This window comes from Arthrobacter sp. H5 (assembly GCF_000520595.1).
In the GTDB taxonomy this organism is placed as follows: Bacteria; Actinomycetota; Actinomycetes; order Actinomycetales; family Micrococcaceae; genus Arthrobacter_D.
In genome coordinates this window covers 120,876-139,498 of sequence record NZ_KI915000.1, presented here as the reverse complement: position 1 = coordinate 139,498, position 18,623 = coordinate 120,876, and the positions used below count along the sequence as shown (strand labels likewise).

Here is an 18,623-nt window from a genome sequence, read left to right as displayed (position 1 = left end):
CTAGTCCAGCCCGCGCAGGTCCAGCGTCAACTCCGTCTCGCCGTCGGCGCTGAAGTTCACCGGTATGCCCCAGTCCTGCTGGTACAGGTGGCAGGCCGCATGGTCGGGGATCTCGCCGCCCAACTCGCCGTCGCAGGCAGCCGCCCTCGCGGTGATGTGCAGCACGCCCTCGGTGATCTCGTCCGACAACACCAGTTCACGCTGCAGCCCCACAGACGTACCACCCCCGGATACCAGGAGCGATTCCGGGGAGGATGAAATCTTCAGCTGCGTAGGGTCGCCCCACCGGTCGTCGAGCTTTTGGCCCTTGGGCGCGCTGAAACGGATGGTCACTGCCAGCGGTCCGGGCACGACGGCGGTCTTCGGCCGCTGCGTCTGCGAGGCACCCTCGTCCACGGCGAGTGCTTCCTTAGGGATGGGCACGCGGACCAGTTGGTGTTTGTTCGCTTCGACGACGATGAGCAGGGGCTCGCCGCCGTCGGCTACCGGCGCCTGGTCCACGAGCACGTCCGACGGCTCGGCCAGCCCCCGGACCAGCGTGGAAACCTGCCGCGTTGCGGGATCATAGCGCCGCACGGCACCGTTATAGGTATCCGCGATGGCCACGGAGCCATCAGGCAGCGCGGTGACGCCCAGCGGGTGCTGAAGCCGGGCCTGGTCAGCGCCGCCGTCCCTGAAGCCGAAATCGAAGAGGCCGGTGCCAACAGCTGACTGAACCTGAACGCGTACGCGTCCGTTCACGGAGAGGAAGCTGAGGATCCTCACCGCCGAAGTTTCGGAGTCGGCCACCCAGATGTTCCCATGGGCGTCCTCGGTGAGCCCAGAGGGCTGGGCAAACCAGGCTGCGGAGGAATCGCCGTCGAGCAGCCCCTCAAGACCCGTTCCTGCAAGAATATCTACCGATCCGGTCAGCGGATCAAAGGTGAAGATCTGGTGTGTCCCGGCCATCGCGATGACCACTCGCTCAAGCGTTGAGGACCAGATGACGTCCCAGGGCGAGGACAGCGAGATGGCTGTGGGGTTGATGCCCAGGTGGGTGTCCTCCAGCCGGGGAGTGGCGTCTTCGGGGGGTTCGCCCGTGTAGCCGCCTAGGTCATGTGACGTTTCCTGCAGTTCGACCGGGCGTGCCTTGATCTGGTTTTCCGCATCGAGGAGCCGTTGCACACCGTTGCCGGCAATCGTGGATACGCGGCTGTCCGCCAGGGCCAGCCCGCGCAGCCGGTGGTTGACCGTGTCAGCGATAACGACGTCGTACCCCACCTGCCGGGCGATGGCGCCGGGAAGCAGCGCAAGGCCCTGCGGCTCGTTGAACCGGGCTTCGTCCAGTCCGCCGTCGGCGAATCCCCGCTCTCCCGAACCAATGGTGCGCCGCACCGTCACCAGGTCAGCTTCCAGCTCAACCAGACGGTGATGGCCGGTGTCACCGACCAGGAACGTCCCGGTCTCCGGCAGCGCCAGAACCTTGCCCGGGAACCGCAGATCGCCCGCTGTGGACTCCGCGGGCACGTACGGGCCGCTGCCCCGGTGGAGGGTTCCCTTGGCTGAGTGCTCCTCCACCAGTTCCTCAACCAGCGACTCAAGGCCGGAAGCGTGTCCCTCGCCGGAGAGATGGGCAACGATGTAACCTTCCGGATCCACCACCACCAGCGTTGGCCAGGCCCGGGCCGTGTAGGCCTGCCAGGTGGTCAGTTCCGGATCATCGAGCACCGGATGATGGATGTCGTACCGTTCGACCGCCGATGCCAGGGCAACAGGGTCCGCCTCATGTTCAAACTTGGGCGAATGGACGCCCACCGTGACCAGCACCTCGGAGTACTTTTCCTCCAGCGGCCTCAGCTCGTCGATGACGTGCAGGCAGTTGATGCAGCAGAACGTCCAGAAATCGAGAATGACAATCTTGCCCCGCAGGTCTTCGAGCTGCAGCTGCCGTCCGCCCGTGTTCAGCCAGTTGCGGCCGGTCAGTTCGGAGGCGCGCACGCGGTAGCCGGTACGCAGCGAAGTCTCAGTCATTCACGTCTCCCAGAAGTTTCTTCCGACGGCGTTTCCCGCCGCTTATGGTGTTTGTCTTGTTCGGCCAGATTGGCGAACATGTTGTTGTAAGCGGTGAGGTCGGCGTCGTTATTCCTGTCCGCCGCGCGGTCGGTGCGCTTGGACTCCCGCGCGTCGCTGCGGGACCACATAATCGCCACGCCAATAGCGACCAGCAGCGTGGGCACCTCTCCGATACCCCAGGTCACTGCGCCGCCGATCTGCTGGTCGGCGATCGCGGATGGCCCCCAGTCGCGGCCCATGTTGCCGAACCAGGACGCCTGCAACAGAGAGGTGCTGCCCATCAGCGCCACCCCAAAGAAGGCATGAAACGCCATCGTGGCGAACAGGAGGAGGATTCGCAGCGGGAAGGGCGCCCGGCGGGGAACAGGATCGGTTCCAATCATGCTCAACACGAAGAGGTAGCCCGTGATCAGGAAGTGGAGGTTCATCAGTTCGTGTCCCACATGCTCGCGCAGGGCAAACCCGAACAGCGGCGAGTAGTAGAAGATGATGATCGATCCCACAAAGTTTCCTGCGGCGAACAACGGGTGCGTGACAATCTTCGAGAACCGGGAATGGACAATCACCAGGGTCCATTCACGGATCCCCCGGGTGCCGTCGCCACGTGGGACCAGTGCCTTGAGCGCCAGCGTCACCGGCGCACCCAGGACCAGGAACAGCGGCACCACCATAGTGAGCGCCATATGCCCCACCATATGGGTGCTGAAGAGCACCATTCCGTAGACGGCCGGCGCGCCCGAGGTGACGTAGGTCAGGGCAAGCAGCCCCACCAGCCAACAAAGGAGGCGGGCAATCGGCCAGCTGTCCCCGCGTCGTCGCACCTTGATCGTTCCCAGGATGTACGCAGCCCCGACTGTTACGGCGAAGGCGATCCACAGCCAGTCGGGACGCCATTCGGTGAACCAGCGCTCCGGCGTGAGCTCCGGTGGCAGCTCATAGCCCGTGAGAAGGCGTGCCGGCGAGGCCTCGGGAGCAAGCTCCTCGGACCGCGGCGGTGCGGTCCGGGCCAAAGCGACCGCTACGCCGGACACTGCGCCCATGATCAGGAGCTCAACGGTAATGAGCTGCCACAACACCCGGCGCGCGGACAGGTTGGCTCCGCTCAGCTGCGGGATGATCCACTGACGGTGCATGAATCCAATGCCACCCAGCAGGATGGTGGAAACAGTTTTGAAGGTTACAAGCAGGCCCCACTCGGAGCTCAGCTGCGGGAGTTCGGTGATGCGCAGGCTGGCATTGATGATGCCGGAGAAGAACACCAGGGCAAATGCGAAGCCGGCCAGGGCGGAGAACCTCTTGAGGACAGTCTGTGTCAGCGGCCCGAGCTTCCCCCCGATGACGGCGAGCACAATGATGCCGCCGATCCACAGGCACACTCCCACCAGGTGCAGGAGGATTGAGTTAACCGCCGCGTTATGGTCGTCGCCGCTGGCGGAGTGTCCGATCAGGGACATGGGCAGCAGCCCGCCGATGGCAAGAAGGCCCGTCAGGGCCAGCCAGACGCCCGAGCGGGCGCCGAAGGTCATGGTGGCTACGATCGCCGCGATCATGGTGGTGGAGAGCCAGGCGCGTCCGGTGTCGAAGTCGGTGAGGTAGGAGGCAAGACCCTCGGTGTAGGCGGGGTCCCCGCTGAGCGGCAGACCGGCGGCGTCGGAATAGGTAAACACCAGGACGCCGAGGGCCGCGATGGTCCAGACCACCGAAGCGGCTGATGCCAGCACCATCACGCGGGCAAACGCCGGGTGCTCACCGCCGGTTTCGGTGCTGCGGTTGTTGCCCTGCTGCCGGGGAAGGATGATCACGGCGAACACCAGAGAACCGATGACCGCTGCCACCGAAACATTAAGCACAGCCTTCGAGATGGGCAGACCCCACCGTGTCAATGCTCCCGGGTCACCCAGCTGTCTGGGAGCGGCCGCGCCGGAGAAGGTCAATGCCAGGACCAGCGCCAGCAGGACGATGGCCCCGGCCGCGATCAGCAGGCCGGGCTTTATCGCGGAGGACGCGGTGGTGCTGCCTGACGGCTTGGAATCCTTGGTTGTTGTTGCCACGCCTTCCATTGTCTACCCGCCGTTGAACTGTGGCCAACCGGCGCGAACTGTCCCGAGCCGTTAAACAGGAGTGGCCGCCACCTTCGCGGTGACGGCCAGCTGTCCTGAGGGACGGCAGACTACTTGACTGCAGCCTTCAGCTTGGAGCCTGCGGTCAGCTTCACGCTGCTGCCGGCGGCAATCTGAATGGTCTCACCGGTCTGGGGGTTGCGGCCGGTACGCGCTGCACGCTCGGTGCGCTCGACTGCCAACCAGCCTGGAATGGTGACCTTGACGTCGGAAGCTGCGGAGGATGCAAGTACATCAAACAGGGCATCAAGCACGCTGTTAACTGCAGTCTGGCTGGTGTCAGCCTTTGCTGCTACCTCGGCAACCAGTTCGCTGCGGTTCTTGGTCTCTTTCTTAGCCAATGTATGTCCTCCTGGACTTGTTGGATTTCGCAGAGCTTCACGGTTTCGAAAAGCTTCTGTGCGAAAACTTACCAGCTTGAACGGGAAACTCCCGCAGATTGGCGCATATTTAGGGGTTTTTGCGCCCAAATCGCCGGAAATTCAACGTTGTTGCCGGGGGAAAGCCGTCCTTGTGGCCGGTCAGCACAACTACAAGAGCCACCAGCATCAGCGCAGCGCTGACATATCCGATCCCCGACGGCGGAGCCACCAGCACGGTCTGCGCCCCAATAAACGCGCCGGCGCTGATGCCGATGTTAAAGGTGGAATTGTGGATGGCGGAGACCGTCTCGGGCTGGCTGGGCGCGGAATTCATGGCCGCCGTCTGCACGTAGGACGGCACAGGGCCGAAGAATATCCCCCAGACAACAACGAGTACCAGCGTCCAGCCTGGCGTTCCGCCCAGCAAAGCAATGAGTACGACGGCGGCGGCCATCACCGCGACGGACACCAGCAGGCCACGGCGCAGATGGGAATCGGTAAACCGGGCAAGCAGGCTCAGGCCCAGCACTCCCGCCGCGCCGTACGCCAGTAGCGCGAGACCGACGGTATCGCGGGTAAAGCCGGATTCAAGCAGCAGCGGGGTGATGAAGGTGTAAAGGGCAAACTGGGCGGTTACCAGTACTATTACCGCTGCGATGACGCGGTGAAGGGACTTCTCTCTGAGAACCACACGCAGCTGTGCACCTCCGGATAGCGAGGAGCCGGGGCTTGGGGGCATCAAACGCGCGGCGCCCAGAGCCAGCAGAAAGGCCAGGCCTGCGGCACATGCGAATGCCCAGCGCCAGCCGACCGTCGCGCCCAGCCAGGTGCTGAGCGGCACGCCTCCTGCAATGGCGACGGCGTTCCCAGCGTTCACGAGGGCAACCGCACCGCCAAGCCGGCCCCTTGGCGCCAGCCGTGACGCATACCCAAACAGCACCGCGAAGAACAATGCGTGGCAGGCCCCCGCCAGCAGCCTGCCGGTCAGCGCGACGGCGTAGCTGTCTGCCAGGCACACCACCAGGTTGCTTGCGCCGTAGCCAATAAGAAGCCCAACCAGTAGCGGCTTACGCGGAAGTTTGCTGGTCCAGGAGTTCAGCGGGATGGAGGCGAACACCACCACCGCCGCGTAGGCGGAAACCAGCAGTCCGATCGCGGACCCTGACACGCCCAGATCGGCTGCCATCAGCGGCAGCAGTCCGATGGGGAGGACTTCCGTAGCAACGGCCAGGAATCCGCCGGCGGACAGCAGGAGCAGGGGCGGCTGCATCAGGCTACGGCTCGGCACGGGGCGACCCTTCGATGTGGCGTTAAACAGCTGGAGCGGCGACTTGTTCAAAGTCGCCGCTCCAGCCCTCAAGGCTGCGTGGTGGTTACCAGCTTGACTTGGTTACGCCGGGCAGTTCGCCACGGTGTGCCATGTCGCGGAAACGCACACGGGAAATGCCAAACTTCTGGAGCGTGCCGCGGGGGCGTCCGTCAATCTGGTCACGGTTGCGCAGGCGGACCGGCGAAGCGTTGCGTGGCAGCTTCTGCAGGCCGAGGCGTGCAGCTTCACGTGCTTCATCGGTTGCGTTTTCATCAACCAGGGTCTTTTTCAGCTCGAGGCGCTTTGCAGCATAACGCTCAACGATGACCTTGCGCTGCTCGTTGCGAGCAATCTTTGACTTCTTAGCCATGTGTTTAGCGCTCCTCTCGGAATTCGACGTGCTTGCGGATCTTGGGGTCGTACTTCATCAGAACCATGCGGTCCGGGTCATTACGGCGGTTCTTCCGGGTTACGTAGGTGTAACCGGTGCCGGCCGTAGACTTCAGCTTGATGATGGGACGTACGTCTTTGTCCTTTGCCATTAGAGCTTCACTCCCCGCGCCAGGATCGAGGCGACGACGGCGTCAATTCCGCGCACGTCAATGGTCTTGATACCGCGGGCCGAAACCTGCAGCGTCACGTTGCGGCGCAGGGACGGAACCCAGTAGCGCTTCTTTTGAATATTCGGGTCGAACCTGCGCTTGGTGCGGCGGTGCGAGTGCGAAATGCTGTGCCCAAAGCCCGGCTCGGCTCCAGTCACTTGGCAGTGAGCTGCCATGACTATCCTCCAAAAATAAATGTTCGGCAGTGTGACCTGCCATGAAATGCGTTCAGGAGCGTTGCTCGATGACTATCGAGAGATGCCTGCGTTTCCGCGCAACTTGAGCCCCTAACTACCGATCGTCAGGAAAATGATTCCTGAAAACCGGAGCAATTGCGCACGCTCTGCCACCTGATGCCCTTCCATTCTAGGAGCTGGGCTGGATTAAGACCAATCGCCCACCCTTCGCTGGGAGGCACTGTTACAGGGGCAGGGCCTGGCGCAGGATCCAGTGTTGTTCATCCATCCGGGAGAGGATCTTCCTGCCGATGCGTTCCAGATCGGCAACATCCTCCGCGTCGAGGGCGTCGAATACCACGCTCCGCACATGCTGCACGTGGCCCTCGGCCAGGACGCGCAGGTTCTGCAGACCGTCGGCCGTGATCGTGGCTGTCGTCACGCGGGCGTCCTTGTTGCTCTGGCTGCGCCGCACCCAGCTGCGGTCCTCCAGTTTTGTCACCACATGACTGAGCCGCGACAAGGAGGCGTTGGACCTGCCCGCCAGTTCACTCATCGGCAGAGTGTGGCCCTCGGCTTCCGAGAGCATGGCCAGCACGTGGTAGTCGAAAAGCGTGATTTTTGCCCTTTTGTTCAGTTGGGCATCCAGTGTTCCCGGCAACATGGTTGCCACCGCGTACAAGGCCAGCCATGCCTGCCGTTCCGCCGGACTTAACCACTTAACGGCTGTCATGACGCAATTCTGGCACAAAAATAAGCAAGCTGACCATGATCACCTGCGTACAGAACTGCTGGACCAGTCCGGGCGGACCGGCTGGGGATACTTTGCGGTAATCGTGTCTCCCGAGGAGATGCCCCTCAGCCGCCGCCCAACCCAGGGCGTGAGGTAATCGCGCGCCCACTTGGCGTCGGCGCGGAGCTGGTTGAGCCGCGACAGCGCGGGCCGGGTTTCGAGTTCCGGCAGGTCGATCGAATGCGAGGACTTGAGCACCTCCAACACCCTGATGGCCATCAGGGTGTGGCCCGAGGACGCCATGTGCAGGCGGTCCGTATCCCAGTAATCCCAGTTCTGGAACTCCCTCAGCCGCCAGTAGTCCACAATATCCGCGCCGTGCCTGTCTGCTATTTCCCGCACCAGCTCGTTGTAAATCGCAGTGCGGCCACGCGTCCGGCCGAACACCGCAGAGCCCGACGAGTCGAAGCCGGTAAACATGACCACCGCGGCACCGGACGCAACAAGTTTGGCGATACCGGCGTCGTACTCTGCCATCAGCGCATCAATGTCAATGCGCGGACGCAGGATGTCATTGGCTCCGGCATAGATGGTGACCAGGGTCGGCTCGAGTTTCAGCGCTCCGTCTACCTGCTCTGCCATGATCTGGCGCAACTTTCGTCCGCGGATCGCCAGGTTTGCATACCCCCAGGACGGCTCCGCGAGGATCAGCTGCTGCGCCACACGGTCCGCCCATCCGCGGACGCCATTGGGACTGGACGGATCCCAATCGCCTACCCCTTCAGTGAAGGAGTCGCCGAGGGCCACATACCGCTGAGAGAATTCCACGTTTTCTAGGCGTCCTTCCCTGTGTCTTTTTCCTGATGGGCGAGGTCATTCTGGGAGTGGTGCTCCGTCTCATCAAATGAGCCGCCAAACTCCCTCGTGTCGCCGGTAGGGTGCGACGACGGAAGGTTGGGAAACGTGGGCGATCCGCCTTTGGGGTTGATGGTTTCCGGATCCTTGTCCTGAGGTTCTTCCTGATCCTTGTCCACGGTTCCTCCTTGATGGATTGCTGGGAAATCCAGCATAACCAGTCTCACTATCCGCCGGCGCTCGGATAGGCTCGTGGGAAACGTCCGAACTTCCTAAGGATCCCATGGCCACCTCCTCAGATACCGGACGCAAACGCGCCGCCCTCATCGTCAACCCGATCAAGGACACCGGCGGCGACATCCGGGACATCGTCTCAGCGCTGTGTGAGAGCGAAGGCTGGGACGAGGTGCTGTGCCTCGAAACCACTGAAGACGACCCGGGTAGGGGACAGACGCAGGAGGCACTCAAGGCAGGTGTCGACGTCGTTATCGCTGCCGGTGGTGACGGCACCGTCCGATGCGTGGCAGAGCAGCTGGCGGGCAAGGGGACCGCGCTGGGACTTGTCCCCCTCGGTACGGGAAATCTGCTCGCGCGCAACGTCGGCATCGCCGTCGACAATCCGGAGGAAGCCGCGAAGGCGGCGCTGTTGGGTACTGAACGGGACATTGACGTTGTCTATGTGACGGTGGACCGGGCACAGGATGCCCATGTCTTCCTGGTGATGGCGGGCCTTGGTTTTGATGCGTCGATCATGGCGGATACCCGGGATGATCTGAAAGACAAGGTGGGCTGGCTGGCCTACGTCGACGCCGGGCTCCGAAACCTTCAGGGCAAGCCCGCCAAGGCGCGAATCACGCTCGACGGCGGCGAACAGTTCACGCGCAGGCTCCGAAGCGTGATGGGAGGCAACTGCGGGAAGGTCCAGGGCGGGCTGGAGATTTTCCCCGGTGCCAAAATCGACGACGGCCTGCTGGACCTCATGACCATCGCGCCGAGCGGAAAGCTCGGATGGTTTGGGGTGCTAGGCAATCTATTCACACGAGGAAAAAGCAAAGACCCGTCGCTGGAATACTTCCAGTGCAAGGAAGCGGAAGTGCAACTCGACTCTCCGCTGGAAATCCAGCTTGACGGCGACCCGCTGGGCAAAGGGACGCACATGGCCTTCCGCGTTGATGCCCGCTCGCTGAAGCTCAAGATGCCATACGGGAAAAAGGATCCGGCGATCCTGACCAACCCGGAACCCTAGTTTCCCGTCCAGAGGTAGAACTTTTCCGGACGGCCCGCCGCGCCGTACTTCGGAGTGATTCGTGCGCTGCCCTGTGCCACCAGGAATTCAAGGTAACGTCGGGCGCTCACCCGCGCCAGGCCCAGCCTTCCGGCTACCTCCGACGCGGAAGCTCCCACGGTGGACGAGCGGAGGTCCCCCACGATGGCCTCAAGCGTGGGCCCGGACAACCCCTTGGGCAGCTGCTGCTGAACCTGCACGGACGCCAATGAGCGTGAGCCGGGAGGAGGGGCAAGCAAACGGTCGATTCGGTCCTGGTCGAGGGGCCCCCCTTCCCCCGAGCTGTGCTGCAGAATGCTCGAACGGTGCCCAACGTAATCATCGAGCCGCTGCAGCAGCACCCTTGAATTGAAGGGCTTGACCAGATAGTGCAGCACTCCGCCCGCCATCGCTGCGCGCACGTTTCGAGCTCCCGGGCAGCCGTGATCGCAATAACGTCCACGGGATCGCCCGGCAGGTTCCGTGCCGCACGGAGAACTTCGATACCTGAGATGTCCGGCAGCTTCGCGTCTTCGCCATGGTCCGGTCAAGGTCATTCCGGTGACCGGTAACTGGACCACTTGGATGAAGCGTGACGATTGGCGGCGCTCCTGGAAGCCCTGGCTCCGCGGAACGTTCATCGGATTCCCGGTGGGAACCATTCCCGCCGGCGGCGCCGACGTCGCGACCTTCCTTTCCTATGCGTCTGAAAGGAAGCTTGCCAAGGGCGAGCGCAAGAAGCAGTTTGGCAAGGGCGCCATCGAAGGGGTTGCCGGACCGGAGTCCGCAAACAATGCGGCAGCCGCCGGTGTCCTGGTGCCGCTGCTGACCCTGGGTATTCCGACGACGGCGACAGCCGCAATGATGCTGGTAGCGTTCCAGCGCTACAACATCCAGGCCGGCCCGCTCTTGTTCGAAGTTGAGGGCGCGCTGGTATGGGCTCTGATTGCAAACCTCTACGTCGGCAACCTCATGCTGCTGGTGCTGAACCTGCCCCTCGTAGGGATCTGGGTGAAAATTCTGCAGATTCCGCGACCCTACCTCTATGCGGGGATCCTGGTCTTCGCCGCAATGGGTGCATTCTCAGTCAAGTTCACCCCTGTGGACGTGTTTATCCTGCTGGTCATTGGCATACTGGGCTTTTTCATGCGCCGGTACGGCTACCCCATTTCCCCGTTGGTGGTGGGCATCATCCTGGGGCCGATCTTCAAGGATCAGCTGCGCCGCGCCCTGGCGATCTCGCAGGGTGACCCGGTTGCCCTGGTCAGCACCCCGATCGCAGCAGGCATCTACATTGTCCTCATCATCATCTTTGCGCTGTTCTTCTGGTTGAGGCGCCGTCAGCGGGCGATGGAAACAGAGACGGTTCCCGCGGAGCCGAGGAGCGCGGCCGATGAGCGTCATAGTGCTGGGCTACGTTCCCAACGAACTGGGCGACGGCGCTGCGTCAGCTGCCGTCGACGAAGCGCGGAGCCGTGGAGCCTCCCTGGTGGTGGTCAATACCACCAGGGCTGACCGGCTGGTTGATCCCGGCTATGCCGATGACGCTGACATGGCGAGGCTGGAGCAGACCCTCAGGTCCTCCGGTGTTGAGTACGCAGTGCACCACGGCACGTCGAAAGACACAGCTGCCGAGGATGTGCTGGACGCGGCCGAAAAGAGCGGTGCCGAGCTCATTGTCATCGGACTGCGGCACCGCACACCCGTTGGAAAGCTGATCATCGATTCCACGGCGCAGACAATCCTGCTCGGTGCGCGTTGCAACGTGCTGGCGGTGAAGCTGGCGTAAGCCCTCCACAACCGGTGATTGACCAAGAGAGCACCAGCCAAGGACGACGGCGCGCACCCAGCCAAGTGGGTGCGCGCCGTCGTCGTTCCAGGTCCGAATTCGATACACGCAACCGTGTACCATGGGATCGGCCCGGCAGACCTGGCCCCGAAATCTGAAAGCTGTTGCCGATGAATTCACACGCGGTGCGTACCGCTCACCTGGGTCCGGAACGGCAAGCGATCCTGTCCCGCCGGATCCGGCTCTTTGTCGCGGCGACAATCATCTACAACGTCATTGAGGCAGTTGTTGCACTTGCCGCCGGGACCATTGCGTCGTCGTCGGCCCTGATTGCGTTTGGACTGGATTCGATTGTTGAAGTGTTGTCCGCCGCTGCAGTGGCGTGGCAGTTCGCGGCCCCCGATCCGGAGCGCCGGGAGAGAACAGCGCTGCGGCTGATCGCGTTTTCCTTCTTCGGTTTGGCGCTGTTCGTCACGATTGACGCCCTGCGAGGTCTGTTCGGCGCCGGGCAGCCGGACCACTCCCCCGTAGGAATCACGCTTGCCGCGGTCAGCCTGGCCGTCATGCCTGTGCTCTCCTGGGCACAGCGGCGGGCTGGCCGGGAACTGGGATCACACTCCGCGGTGGCCGATTCCAAACAGACGCTGCTGTGTTCCTACCTCTCCGCCGTGTTGCTGGTGGGGCTTGTCCTCAACAGCACCCTGGGCTGGGCCTGGGCCGACCCGCTGGCAGCTCTGGCGATCGCTGCGGTCGCGGTGAAGGAAGGCGTAGCGGCCTGGAAAGGTGACTCCTGCTGCGCGCCCAACGCAGCCGTGCACGAGGCTGCGGAAGAACCCGGGCACGCTGCTGAGACTCAATGACCGCGGAACCCACCAGAATGCACGCTGATCAACTCGATTTACCGCTGACGGTGGTCAGCGGCCTGATCGCGGAACAGTTTCCCCAGTGGAAAGACCTCCCCGTCTCGCCCATCGAATCGCAGGGTACGGTCAACGCCATCTACCGGATCGGCAGCAAACTGACCGCAAGGTTCCCTCTGCAACCCCAAGAACCCGGTCCAGCCCGGGAACGCCTGGAGGAGGAGGCATTCGCGTCCCGGGAGTTCCTGGGCCACACGCACGTTCCGACTCCTGAGCCGGTTGCCATCGGCGTTCCGTGCCATGGCTACCCAATGCCCTGGTCGGTTCAGACGTGGCTGGAGGGCGCGGTCGCTACTGAGAACGTGGCAGTTTCGGACGGTTTCGCTGAAGATATTGCGGACTTCATCTGTGACGTCCGCTCCATCCCCACCCGCGGGCGGCGTTTCAATGGAAAAGGACGCGGAGGTGATTTTCCCCGTCATGATGCGTGGATGAAGGAATGCTTCCGCAGAAGTGAGAGTCTCATCGACGTCGGACGTGCCCACACTCTCTGGAACAAGTTGCGTGCCCTCCCCCGGGAACACCCTGATGTGATGAATCACGGGGACCTCATTCCCGGCAACGTCCTTGTTCAGGCGGGACGGCTGAGCGGGATCCTCGACGTCGGCGGTCTCGCGGCCGCTGACCCGGCGCTGGACCTGGTGAGTGCGTGGCACCTCCTTGAGCATGCTCCCCGCGAGGCGTTCCGGCGCAAGCTTGTCTGCACCGATCTTGAATGGTCGCGGGGGCAGGCGTGGGCCTTTGAGCAGGCGATGGGCCTCGTTTGGTACTACGTCGAGACTAACCCGGCAATGCACGCCACGGGTCAGCGCACTCTGGCCCGGATCCTCGCCTCACCCACCCTGTGACGTCTCTGGTGGTGGGCCCGTATAGGGGTGCCGGCATGCCGCGTCCAGTTCGCGGCGGATGTTCCCGACGAGTTCCTCGACAGGGTGAGGTTAACCATGCGCAGCACGTCACCGTGGGTGACAACGCCAAGGATCTGCTCCCCGGCGACCTGCGTGGTCATGGTTGGACCCCACACCGCCCGCATGCCACTCGCGTTGGTTACGTCGGCAACTCCCAGGTTGGTGATTTCGATGTCGGCCGTGGTCGCTGCGAGCATCGCTGCCTCCGCATCATCAGCGGTTGACGGAGCGGCCTGCGCGAGCATGAGAGCGGAGGCTCGGACCGTCCCCAAACTACGTGCGGCCCGGAGCTGAACGGCGGCGCTCCGCGCGAGCTCCCAGAAGCCCACCTCGGCGAAGTAGTCGAGGACGATCACGGCCGCGCCGAAGCGAACGACTACGCCGTCCTCCAGGTCCGCGGCGCGGCGCAGGTCAATCGGCACGTTGATCCGCACCCGGGCCCGCGTTGCCGGCTCGAACAGAATTGAAGCCACCGCCGCACACAAGGCGGCTTGCACCGTGCATGATTCGGCACGGCAGCGCCCGACGAGCTGCAGGGTCGCGGCAGAGTCGAGTTCGTCCGCCTGGAGGATTGGCAGCGATCCGTCAAAGGGACGCAGTCCGCCCGGCTGTGGCGGCATCGCGTCAGCTACCAGGTCCCCGGACTGGTTTGCGGCGGCGCCCTTGTCGAGGGCAGTGAATGCCGGCGCCAGGTTGACGAGGAGATCTTCCTGCGCCGCAGGAAGATCCGACGGGGTGGGCGTTGAACCGGCAAGGAGACTTGCGAGATCCTCCATGGCGCGCAAGGCGTCACTTCCGTCCGTGATTTGGTGGGCGAAGGTCATGACGATGGTGGCTCCCGCCTGCCTGTTGTGTGCAGGGATCAGGACGGCGCGGGCGAGCGGACCCGGCGCAGGCTTCATCGGATCCGTCTGCTCGATGGCGGCTTCGCGCGTCCAGGTTGTGTTGCGGGCAAGCCGCACGGGTATTGCGTTGGCTGAGTGTCGAAACACGGCGCCCGCCGGAAGATGGCCATGGTCGGTCCGATCAATGTCGGCAGCAAGCAACGGGTGAAGCCTCTGGAGGTCCCGCAACGCCCGGGCCAGCTCTTCTTCGGAGACGTCACGGTTCAGCTCCATCGTCAGGGAGAGCTGAACCGGGTTACGGTGCATGTACAGGTCGATAGTGCGTTCGAAAGCACCGAGTGGACGAAGATACTGGTCCGTCCTGTTGTTCAGCATTTGGTTCTGCATAGTCTCACTTTCGTCTCCGCTTTAGTCCGCGCGGGTGCCCGCGGGTGGCGGCTCTCCGGCATCGATCTGACCGGCACGTTTGAGGAGTTCATTCCCTACGCGTCGGAAAACATCGAGTTGGGCGGCATTGTAGAGGTCGTTCATAGCCAGGTTGATGGTGCCGGCCACGTGCTCGGCCCCACCGGGAGCTTTCAGCTGGGAGGTGATCATGTCCGGGTATGCGCTGTGTATTTTGAGGACATGGGGTAGGAGCCTGGCTGCCAGGTCGCGTTTGGTATCCTCGTCAGCGTCCGCCGGCAGCTCGTCAAGCTCGACGTCGGCAGGATCCTGGGGGTAGTCCTTCAGCATCTGTCTCATGGCGTCAATGCCAGCCGAGCTGAGGACGCGGCCGTACACAACCATGAGTGCCCGGTCACTCTGAGACATATCGCCGGTGACCGAGGCCAGCTCCGGCGGCAGGTCCGTGGGCAGTTGACTCTGCATCATCAGCGCCAATTCCGCGCGGATCCGCTGAAGCCGGTCCATGGTGGCGGCCAACTCTGCGTCCAGGACCTTCAGTGCCTCCTCAGGATGCTCGTCTGCCTCGCCCATTGCCGCGATCTGTGCCAGTTCAGACTGTGACCCTGGGGCACAGTCAAGCCCTTTCACTCCATGTGACCGAGATCACCCTTGTAAGAGCTTGAGTGTGACCTAAGGGCCGGGTGTGTGATGAATTTGTCCACGGAAATCGCGGACACCCGTAGTGGGTGCTTCTCAACTCGAACGCCCAACCTTCAACTCAAAAGGCTCATAGTGATTGAGTCCCTGCAAGGTTTTACCGAATCCCTGCCGCTGCCCCTGCAGTGGGTCGGCGTGATGGTCGCTGGGGCCATACCATTCGTCGACTCCGAAGGTGCCGCCACGATCGGGGTCATCTCGGGGATCAACCCGCCGATCGCGATCGCAGCGGCGATTGTCGGCAACGTCATCGCCGTGTGGCTCCTCATCAGCCTCAGCGGGAATATCCGCGGCAAGGTGGCGCGCCCTGCGGGTGAGTCAGCCTCACCCAAACGCCAGAAACTGCGCCGGAGTTTCGACAAGTTCGGAGTGCCAGGAGTGAGTCTGCTCGGCCCTACTATCTTGCCCACCCACATCACCTCAGTGGCCATGATTTCCTTCGGAGCGAAAAAGAATGCCGTGCTGCTCTGGCAGACCATAGCCATCATCCTTTGGGGAGTGGCGTTTGGCATCATCGCCACCATTGGCGTGGGTTTGCTCTTCTAACAGCGGTACGACGGCGGGACGGCGCCGATGAGGGCGTGGGATTGCCCGGCCCGCGCACGACGTGTGATCAGAAGTCGATCCGCATCACCACACGGCGCAGCGTCGGGGCGCTGACCTCGGTGAAGCCGGCTGCGGCGAAAACGCTGCGTATCCCGACGTGGAGCTCTTCGGAGAGGACATCCGTGGTGATGATCGGGTATCCCTCGAGTGCGCGGGCGCCGCGTTGACGGGCGAAATCGACGGCGGCACTTACCAGCGCCTGGCTGACCCCCCGCCGCCGAAATTCAGCCCGAACAAAGATGCAGGTCACCGCCCAAACGGTGTGGTCTGCTTTGTCCTCCGCCCGGTCCAGCCAGGGCACACGGCAGTTTCGTACCAGCCCCGCATACGCAGTGCGCTGCTCAACCGCACACCAGCCGCCGGGCTCGCCATCAAGGTTGGCAACCAGCCCGCTGGTGCTCTCCGATTTCGGCTGGCCGCACGAGACCTGTCGGCGTAGCCGATGGGTGCGTTCCTCGATTGGAAATGATGCGAAGGATTCCCGTGGCTGCAGCTTGTACCGCTGGCACTGGCAATTACGGGCCGGGCCGCGCGCACCGAAAATCGCTTCCAGATCTTCGCAGGCGGCATAGTTTGCGGGCAAGACGACCATCCCGCCGTCATCCGTGTCAGAGCCCATAACCAAACATGCTAATACCGACGTGGACAATTGGTGTCCTGATGAGGTCCTCAGGCTGCACAACACAGATCAGTATCAATCTGCGCACCTTTGCTGCCTTCGTACTGGTAGGGCCCCGCCCTACAAATGTCCCTGCGGATCCACGGGGGCGTCATTAACGATCACTTCGAAGTGCAGGTGGCAGCCGGTGGAATTGCCCGTGGTGCCTACAGCTCCAACATTGTCTCCGCGTCCGATTTCCTGCCCTACTGAAACTCCGAGACTGCCGAGGTGGTTATAGCTGGTCTTGATGCCTTCACCGTGGTCCACCACAATGCGCTGACCGCCGCCGTAGGCATGCCATCCCGATTCCACCACAGTGCCCGAGTCCGATGCCAACACCGGCGTTCCGCAGGATCCGGCGTAATCGGTACCTGTGTGCAGTTCGGTGCCTGTCCCGCCCAACGGGTTGACCCGGTAGCCAAACGGCGAGGCGATCGACAGACTCTCAAGTGGGGCACCCAGTCCCTGCTCTTCCTCAGCCTCTTCCTGCTTGGTCACACCACTGGACAGTGACTTGGCGGTTTGGGCGTCGGCACCCGCCGCGCGTTCACTCCGCGTCGCCTTCAGGCGCTCCCGGCTGAAATCCATGGCGGCCTCGGGCTCGGCGGTCACTTTGGGCGCGGAGGCAGCGGCGTCTACCCGCGATTCCTCAACGGACTCCAGCGGTGAAAGGCCCCCCAGAACAACGCCAGCGCCGGCCGTGACTACACCGGCGGCAACCAGCAGGGCATGCAGGCGGCGCCGCGGCCCCGCGGGTTTGACGGGTGAAGCGGGTCCGGACGCACGACGGCGCCCGGTCTTGGCCGGCTGGGACAAAATAGACCTCTCTGTAACGCCGGCGGAGTTAGCTGTCGGATTCGAGCAAGAGTTGACTCGGCCCGCTCTGCAATGCGTCAGACACGGCATTGCGCGGCGGGCTTCACCCCAAGGCAGCGAGCATGCTGCCGGAAGTGGGTCCTCCACCCCTGTCATAAAATATTGACGGACTGGGCCGCTGACAGGGTTTGGCGTGCGGGCCAGGAGCTACGATGTTGCGAATGGCTCCCATCAAGAATAGGGCAACCACGGAAAAGTTACAATTCCGTTATCAAAAACTAGGAGGTCTCGGCCCTGCCCTGCCGCCAGTACCCCATGAAAGCAACCTGTTTGCGGTCAATGCCCACGTCACGCACCAGATAGCGTCTGAGCCCGCGCACCATCGCTGCCTCGCCCGCAATCCAGGCGTAGAACGGGAGCGCGCCCGGTGGCCGATCCGGATTCAGGGAATTTCCTACGGCGCCTTGATCAAGCAGTTGGGGCGTTTCCCACAAAATGGTCTTGTCGACGTCGATCTCCTCAGGCTCAGGGCCCGCCGCGGTGCGGGCTGATGCTGCGGCGGCGAGCGCCAGCCCGGCCGGCGAATCCGCACCCAACGCAACGCTGAATGGTGACGAGAGCGAAACCCAGCCCGGAAGCCTGACCGCCTGGCGCACCGCCGCATCCAGCAACTCCCCCTGCGGGCGCACGCCCCGCGCCAGCCAGGTTATTTCAACACCGGAGCCAGTGGCGATGTCCTGAAAGTCCTCCGCATCGGGGACCTCAAGGAGCGCATGACCCTTGATGTCCGCGGGCAGCGACTCAAGGATCGCACTGATGGCAGGCACCGCTGTTTCGTCCCCGGCGAGCAGAACATTCTGCGCCATCCCCGGGCGCCATTCAATGCCACCATAGGAGCCGGCGGTGGCACAGGTGGCAGCCTGCACGTTGGGGCCGATCAGCCAGACACGGTCCCCTGGAGCCGCCGCGGCAGCCCATTGCGATGCGGGACCGCCATTGCCTTCGGCGTCGAAATGCATGACAAAGTCAACGTCCACCTCTGGCGCCTCACCACCGCAGCGGGCCCCGCGCACAGTGTAGGTGCGCATGGCGCCCCGCTCGTCCGCGTCCATCGCCAACCAGCGCTGGTACCAGCCCGTCCCTTCTGAGTCCATGAGGGACGCCATGTCCGCGCGGTTCCCATGGGAGGCGGGAATCATGACCTTGATTCGCAGGTCCAGCGTGCTGCCCTGGACGCCAAAATCGCTCAAGCAGGACCCCCCGAACGTGATCCGCTGGAAATTGGCGCTGATCCGCTCAACCCGGGTAACGACGACGTCGAAGGCAAGCACCGTTGACACGGCACCCTGCGCTGTGGTGCGGCGGACGGTGGGCTGTGTGCTGAGTTCGGTCACGATGCCTTCTCCATGTTCGTTGCCGGGATTTCGTCCTGGGGGTTGGGCAGGTAGCCCTGCGTTGGCCGATCTCCACGCGGGCCTGGCGGCCCTTGGCCGGTCACCGG

General features: G+C 63.3%; 21 protein-coding genes, 1 pseudogene and 1 riboswitch. Of the genes and pseudogenes, 6 read left to right on the top strand and 16 right to left on the bottom strand.

Features of this window, described 5'->3' with window-relative positions:
* The 10 genes from Y708_RS0113335 to Y708_RS0113290 all read right to left on the bottom strand — a co-directional run bounded on the left by Y708_RS0113335 (position 1) and on the right by Y708_RS0113290 (position 8,388).
* Positions 1 to 2,010 carry an NHL domain-containing thioredoxin family protein gene (locus Y708_RS0113335; RefSeq protein ID WP_028280321.1) on the bottom strand — a complete coding sequence of 670 codons (2,010 nt, stop codon included), beginning with the start codon at positions 2,008 to 2,010 and terminating at the stop codon, positions 1 to 3.
* A complete protein-coding gene (locus tag Y708_RS24975; protein ID WP_253905810.1) occupies positions 2,007 to 4,103 on the bottom strand; it encodes a bifunctional copper resistance protein CopD/cytochrome c oxidase assembly protein in 2,097 nt (698 codons plus the stop codon). The genes Y708_RS0113335 and Y708_RS24975 overlap by 4 nt, the downstream gene beginning before the upstream one ends.
* A gap of 119 nt (positions 4,104 to 4,222) precedes the next feature.
* Positions 4,223 to 4,513, bottom strand: coding sequence for an HU family DNA-binding protein (locus tag Y708_RS0113325; RefSeq protein WP_028280320.1), 291 nt, complete (start codon positions 4,511 to 4,513; stop codon positions 4,223 to 4,225).
* 109 nt (positions 4,514 to 4,622) lie between these two features.
* Entirely contained in the window at positions 4,623 to 5,822 is a 1,200-nt protein-coding gene (locus Y708_RS24970) for an MFS transporter (protein WP_155853857.1), read from the bottom strand.
* A gap of 85 nt (positions 5,823 to 5,907) precedes the next feature.
* Positions 5,908 to 6,213: a 30S ribosomal protein S14 gene (rpsN, locus tag Y708_RS0113315; protein ID WP_026545363.1), complete on the bottom strand. Its 306-nt coding sequence runs from the start codon at positions 6,211 to 6,213 to the stop codon at positions 5,908 to 5,910.
* A 4-nt stretch (positions 6,214 to 6,217) separates the two neighbouring features.
* The gene (gene rpmG, locus Y708_RS0113310; protein ID WP_019481734.1) at positions 6,218 to 6,385 is read right to left on the bottom strand and encodes a 50S ribosomal protein L33; all 168 of its coding nucleotides are present in this window, start codon (positions 6,383 to 6,385) and stop codon (positions 6,218 to 6,220) included.
* The gene (gene rpmB, locus Y708_RS0113305; RefSeq protein ID WP_019481733.1) at positions 6,385 to 6,621 is read right to left on the bottom strand and encodes a 50S ribosomal protein L28; all 237 of its coding nucleotides are present in this window, start codon (positions 6,619 to 6,621) and stop codon (positions 6,385 to 6,387) included. The genes rpmG and rpmB overlap by 1 nt, the downstream gene beginning before the upstream one ends.
* A gap of 244 nt (positions 6,622 to 6,865) precedes the next feature.
* Positions 6,866 to 7,354, bottom strand: a complete 489-nt coding sequence (locus tag Y708_RS0113300) for a MarR family winged helix-turn-helix transcriptional regulator (protein WP_028280319.1) — start codon at positions 7,352 to 7,354, stop codon at positions 6,866 to 6,868.
* 39 nt (positions 7,355 to 7,393) lie between these two features.
* Positions 7,394 to 8,182 (bottom strand): SGNH/GDSL hydrolase family protein, encoded by a 789-nt coding sequence (locus Y708_RS24965; protein ID WP_035776261.1) that lies wholly within the window; start codon positions 8,180 to 8,182, stop codon positions 7,394 to 7,396.
* Between the two features lie 5 nt (positions 8,183 to 8,187).
* Positions 8,188 to 8,388, bottom strand: a complete 201-nt coding sequence (locus Y708_RS0113290) for a hypothetical protein (RefSeq protein ID WP_155853856.1) — start codon at positions 8,386 to 8,388, stop codon at positions 8,188 to 8,190.
* Between the two features lie 104 nt (positions 8,389 to 8,492).
* On the opposite strand from Y708_RS0113290, the gene Y708_RS0113285 reads away from it, so the two are divergent.
* Entirely contained in the window at positions 8,493 to 9,455 is a 963-nt protein-coding gene (locus Y708_RS0113285) for a diacylglycerol/lipid kinase family protein (protein WP_028280317.1), read from the top strand.
* Here Y708_RS0113285 and Y708_RS24960 read toward each other — a convergent pair.
* A complete protein-coding gene (locus tag Y708_RS24960; protein ID WP_155853855.1) occupies positions 9,452 to 9,895 on the bottom strand; it encodes a response regulator in 444 nt (147 codons plus the stop codon). The two genes, Y708_RS0113285 and Y708_RS24960, sit on opposite strands and share 4 nt — an antisense overlap.
* 100 nt (positions 9,896 to 9,995) lie before the next feature.
* Here Y708_RS24960 and Y708_RS24955 point away from each other — a divergent pair.
* The 4 genes and pseudogenes from Y708_RS24955 to Y708_RS0113260 form a co-directional block, all read left to right on the top strand.
* A pseudogene (locus tag Y708_RS24955) lies at positions 9,996 to 10,988 on the top strand (tripartite tricarboxylate transporter permease); the annotation flags it as partial.
* Positions 10,879 to 11,262 (top strand): universal stress protein, encoded by a 384-nt coding sequence (locus Y708_RS0113270; RefSeq protein ID WP_253905816.1) that lies wholly within the window; start codon positions 10,879 to 10,881, stop codon positions 11,260 to 11,262. The pseudogene Y708_RS24955 and the gene Y708_RS0113270, both read left to right, overlap by 110 nt.
* A 170-nt stretch (positions 11,263 to 11,432) precedes the next feature.
* Positions 11,433 to 12,122: a cation efflux transmembrane domain-containing protein gene (locus tag Y708_RS24950; protein ID WP_035776259.1), complete on the top strand. Its 690-nt coding sequence runs from the start codon at positions 11,433 to 11,435 to the stop codon at positions 12,120 to 12,122.
* The gene (locus Y708_RS0113260) at positions 12,119 to 13,030 is read left to right on the top strand and encodes an aminoglycoside phosphotransferase family protein (protein WP_216699793.1); all 912 of its coding nucleotides are present in this window, start codon (positions 12,119 to 12,121) and stop codon (positions 13,028 to 13,030) included. Before Y708_RS24950 ends, Y708_RS0113260 begins: the two co-directional genes overlap by 4 nt.
* Here the strand turns inward: Y708_RS0113260 and Y708_RS24945 are convergent.
* Positions 12,988 to 14,322: a hypothetical protein gene (locus tag Y708_RS24945; protein WP_051478978.1), complete on the bottom strand. Its 1,335-nt coding sequence runs from the start codon at positions 14,320 to 14,322 to the stop codon at positions 12,988 to 12,990. The two genes, Y708_RS0113260 and Y708_RS24945, sit on opposite strands and share 43 nt — an antisense overlap.
* Positions 14,323 to 14,343: 21 nt before the next feature.
* Positions 14,344 to 14,913 (bottom strand): hypothetical protein, encoded by a 570-nt coding sequence (locus Y708_RS24940; RefSeq protein ID WP_051478977.1) that lies wholly within the window; start codon positions 14,911 to 14,913, stop codon positions 14,344 to 14,346.
* 201 nt (positions 14,914 to 15,114) lie between these two features.
* On the opposite strand from Y708_RS24940, the gene Y708_RS0113245 reads away from it, so the two are divergent.
* Positions 15,115 to 15,585, top strand: a complete 471-nt coding sequence (locus Y708_RS0113245) for a hypothetical protein (RefSeq protein WP_028280314.1) — start codon at positions 15,115 to 15,117, stop codon at positions 15,583 to 15,585.
* 67 nt (positions 15,586 to 15,652) lie between these two features.
* On the opposite strand, the gene Y708_RS0113240 is transcribed toward Y708_RS0113245, so the two are convergent.
* The 3 genes from Y708_RS0113240 to Y708_RS0113230 form a co-directional block, all read right to left on the bottom strand.
* A complete protein-coding gene (locus Y708_RS0113240) occupies positions 15,653 to 16,264 on the bottom strand; it encodes a GNAT family N-acetyltransferase (RefSeq protein ID WP_035776258.1) in 612 nt (203 codons plus the stop codon).
* Between the two features lie 120 nt (positions 16,265 to 16,384).
* Positions 16,385 to 17,122, bottom strand: coding sequence for a M23 family metallopeptidase (locus Y708_RS28455; protein WP_253905809.1), 738 nt, complete (start codon positions 17,120 to 17,122; stop codon positions 16,385 to 16,387).
* A 2-nt stretch (positions 17,123 to 17,124) separates the two neighbouring features.
* A riboswitch (cyclic di-AMP (ydaO/yuaA leader) is annotated at positions 17,125 to 17,326 on the bottom strand.
* Between the two features lie 74 nt (positions 17,327 to 17,400).
* Positions 17,401 to 18,516, bottom strand: coding sequence for a siderophore-interacting protein (locus Y708_RS0113230; RefSeq protein ID WP_035776256.1), 1,116 nt, complete (start codon positions 18,514 to 18,516; stop codon positions 17,401 to 17,403).
* Between the last annotated feature and the right edge of the window lie 107 nt (positions 18,517 to 18,623).

Coding starts and splice junctions, on each gene's coding strand:
- rpmB (WP_019481733.1), bottom strand. CDS start 6,621: ATGGCAGCTCACTGCCAAGTGACTGGAGCCGAGCCGGGCTTTGGGCAC.
- Y708_RS24945 (WP_051478978.1), bottom strand. CDS start 14,322: ATGCAGAACCAAATGCTGAACAACAGGACGGACCAGTATCTTCGTCCA.
- Y708_RS0113285 (WP_028280317.1), top strand. CDS start 8,493: ATGGCCACCTCCTCAGATACCGGACGCAAACGCGCCGCCCTCATCGTC.
- Y708_RS24950 (WP_035776259.1), top strand. CDS start 11,433: ATGAATTCACACGCGGTGCGTACCGCTCACCTGGGTCCGGAACGGCAA.
- rpmG (WP_019481734.1), bottom strand. CDS start 6,385: ATGGCAAAGGACAAAGACGTACGTCCCATCATCAAGCTGAAGTCTACG.
- Y708_RS0113335 (WP_028280321.1), bottom strand. CDS start 2,010: ATGACTGAGACTTCGCTGCGTACCGGCTACCGCGTGCGCGCCTCCGAA.
- Y708_RS0113260 (WP_216699793.1), top strand. CDS start 12,119: ATGACCGCGGAACCCACCAGAATGCACGCTGATCAACTCGATTTACCG.
- Y708_RS0113300 (WP_028280319.1), bottom strand. CDS start 7,354: ATGACAGCCGTTAAGTGGTTAAGTCCGGCGGAACGGCAGGCATGGCTG.
- Y708_RS24940 (WP_051478977.1), bottom strand. CDS start 14,913: ATGGGCGAGGCAGACGAGCATCCTGAGGAGGCACTGAAGGTCCTGGAC.
- rpsN (WP_026545363.1), bottom strand. CDS start 6,213: ATGGCTAAGAAGTCAAAGATTGCTCGCAACGAGCAGCGCAAGGTCATC.
- Y708_RS0113240 (WP_035776258.1), bottom strand. CDS start 16,264: ATGGGCTCTGACACGGATGACGGCGGGATGGTCGTCTTGCCCGCAAAC.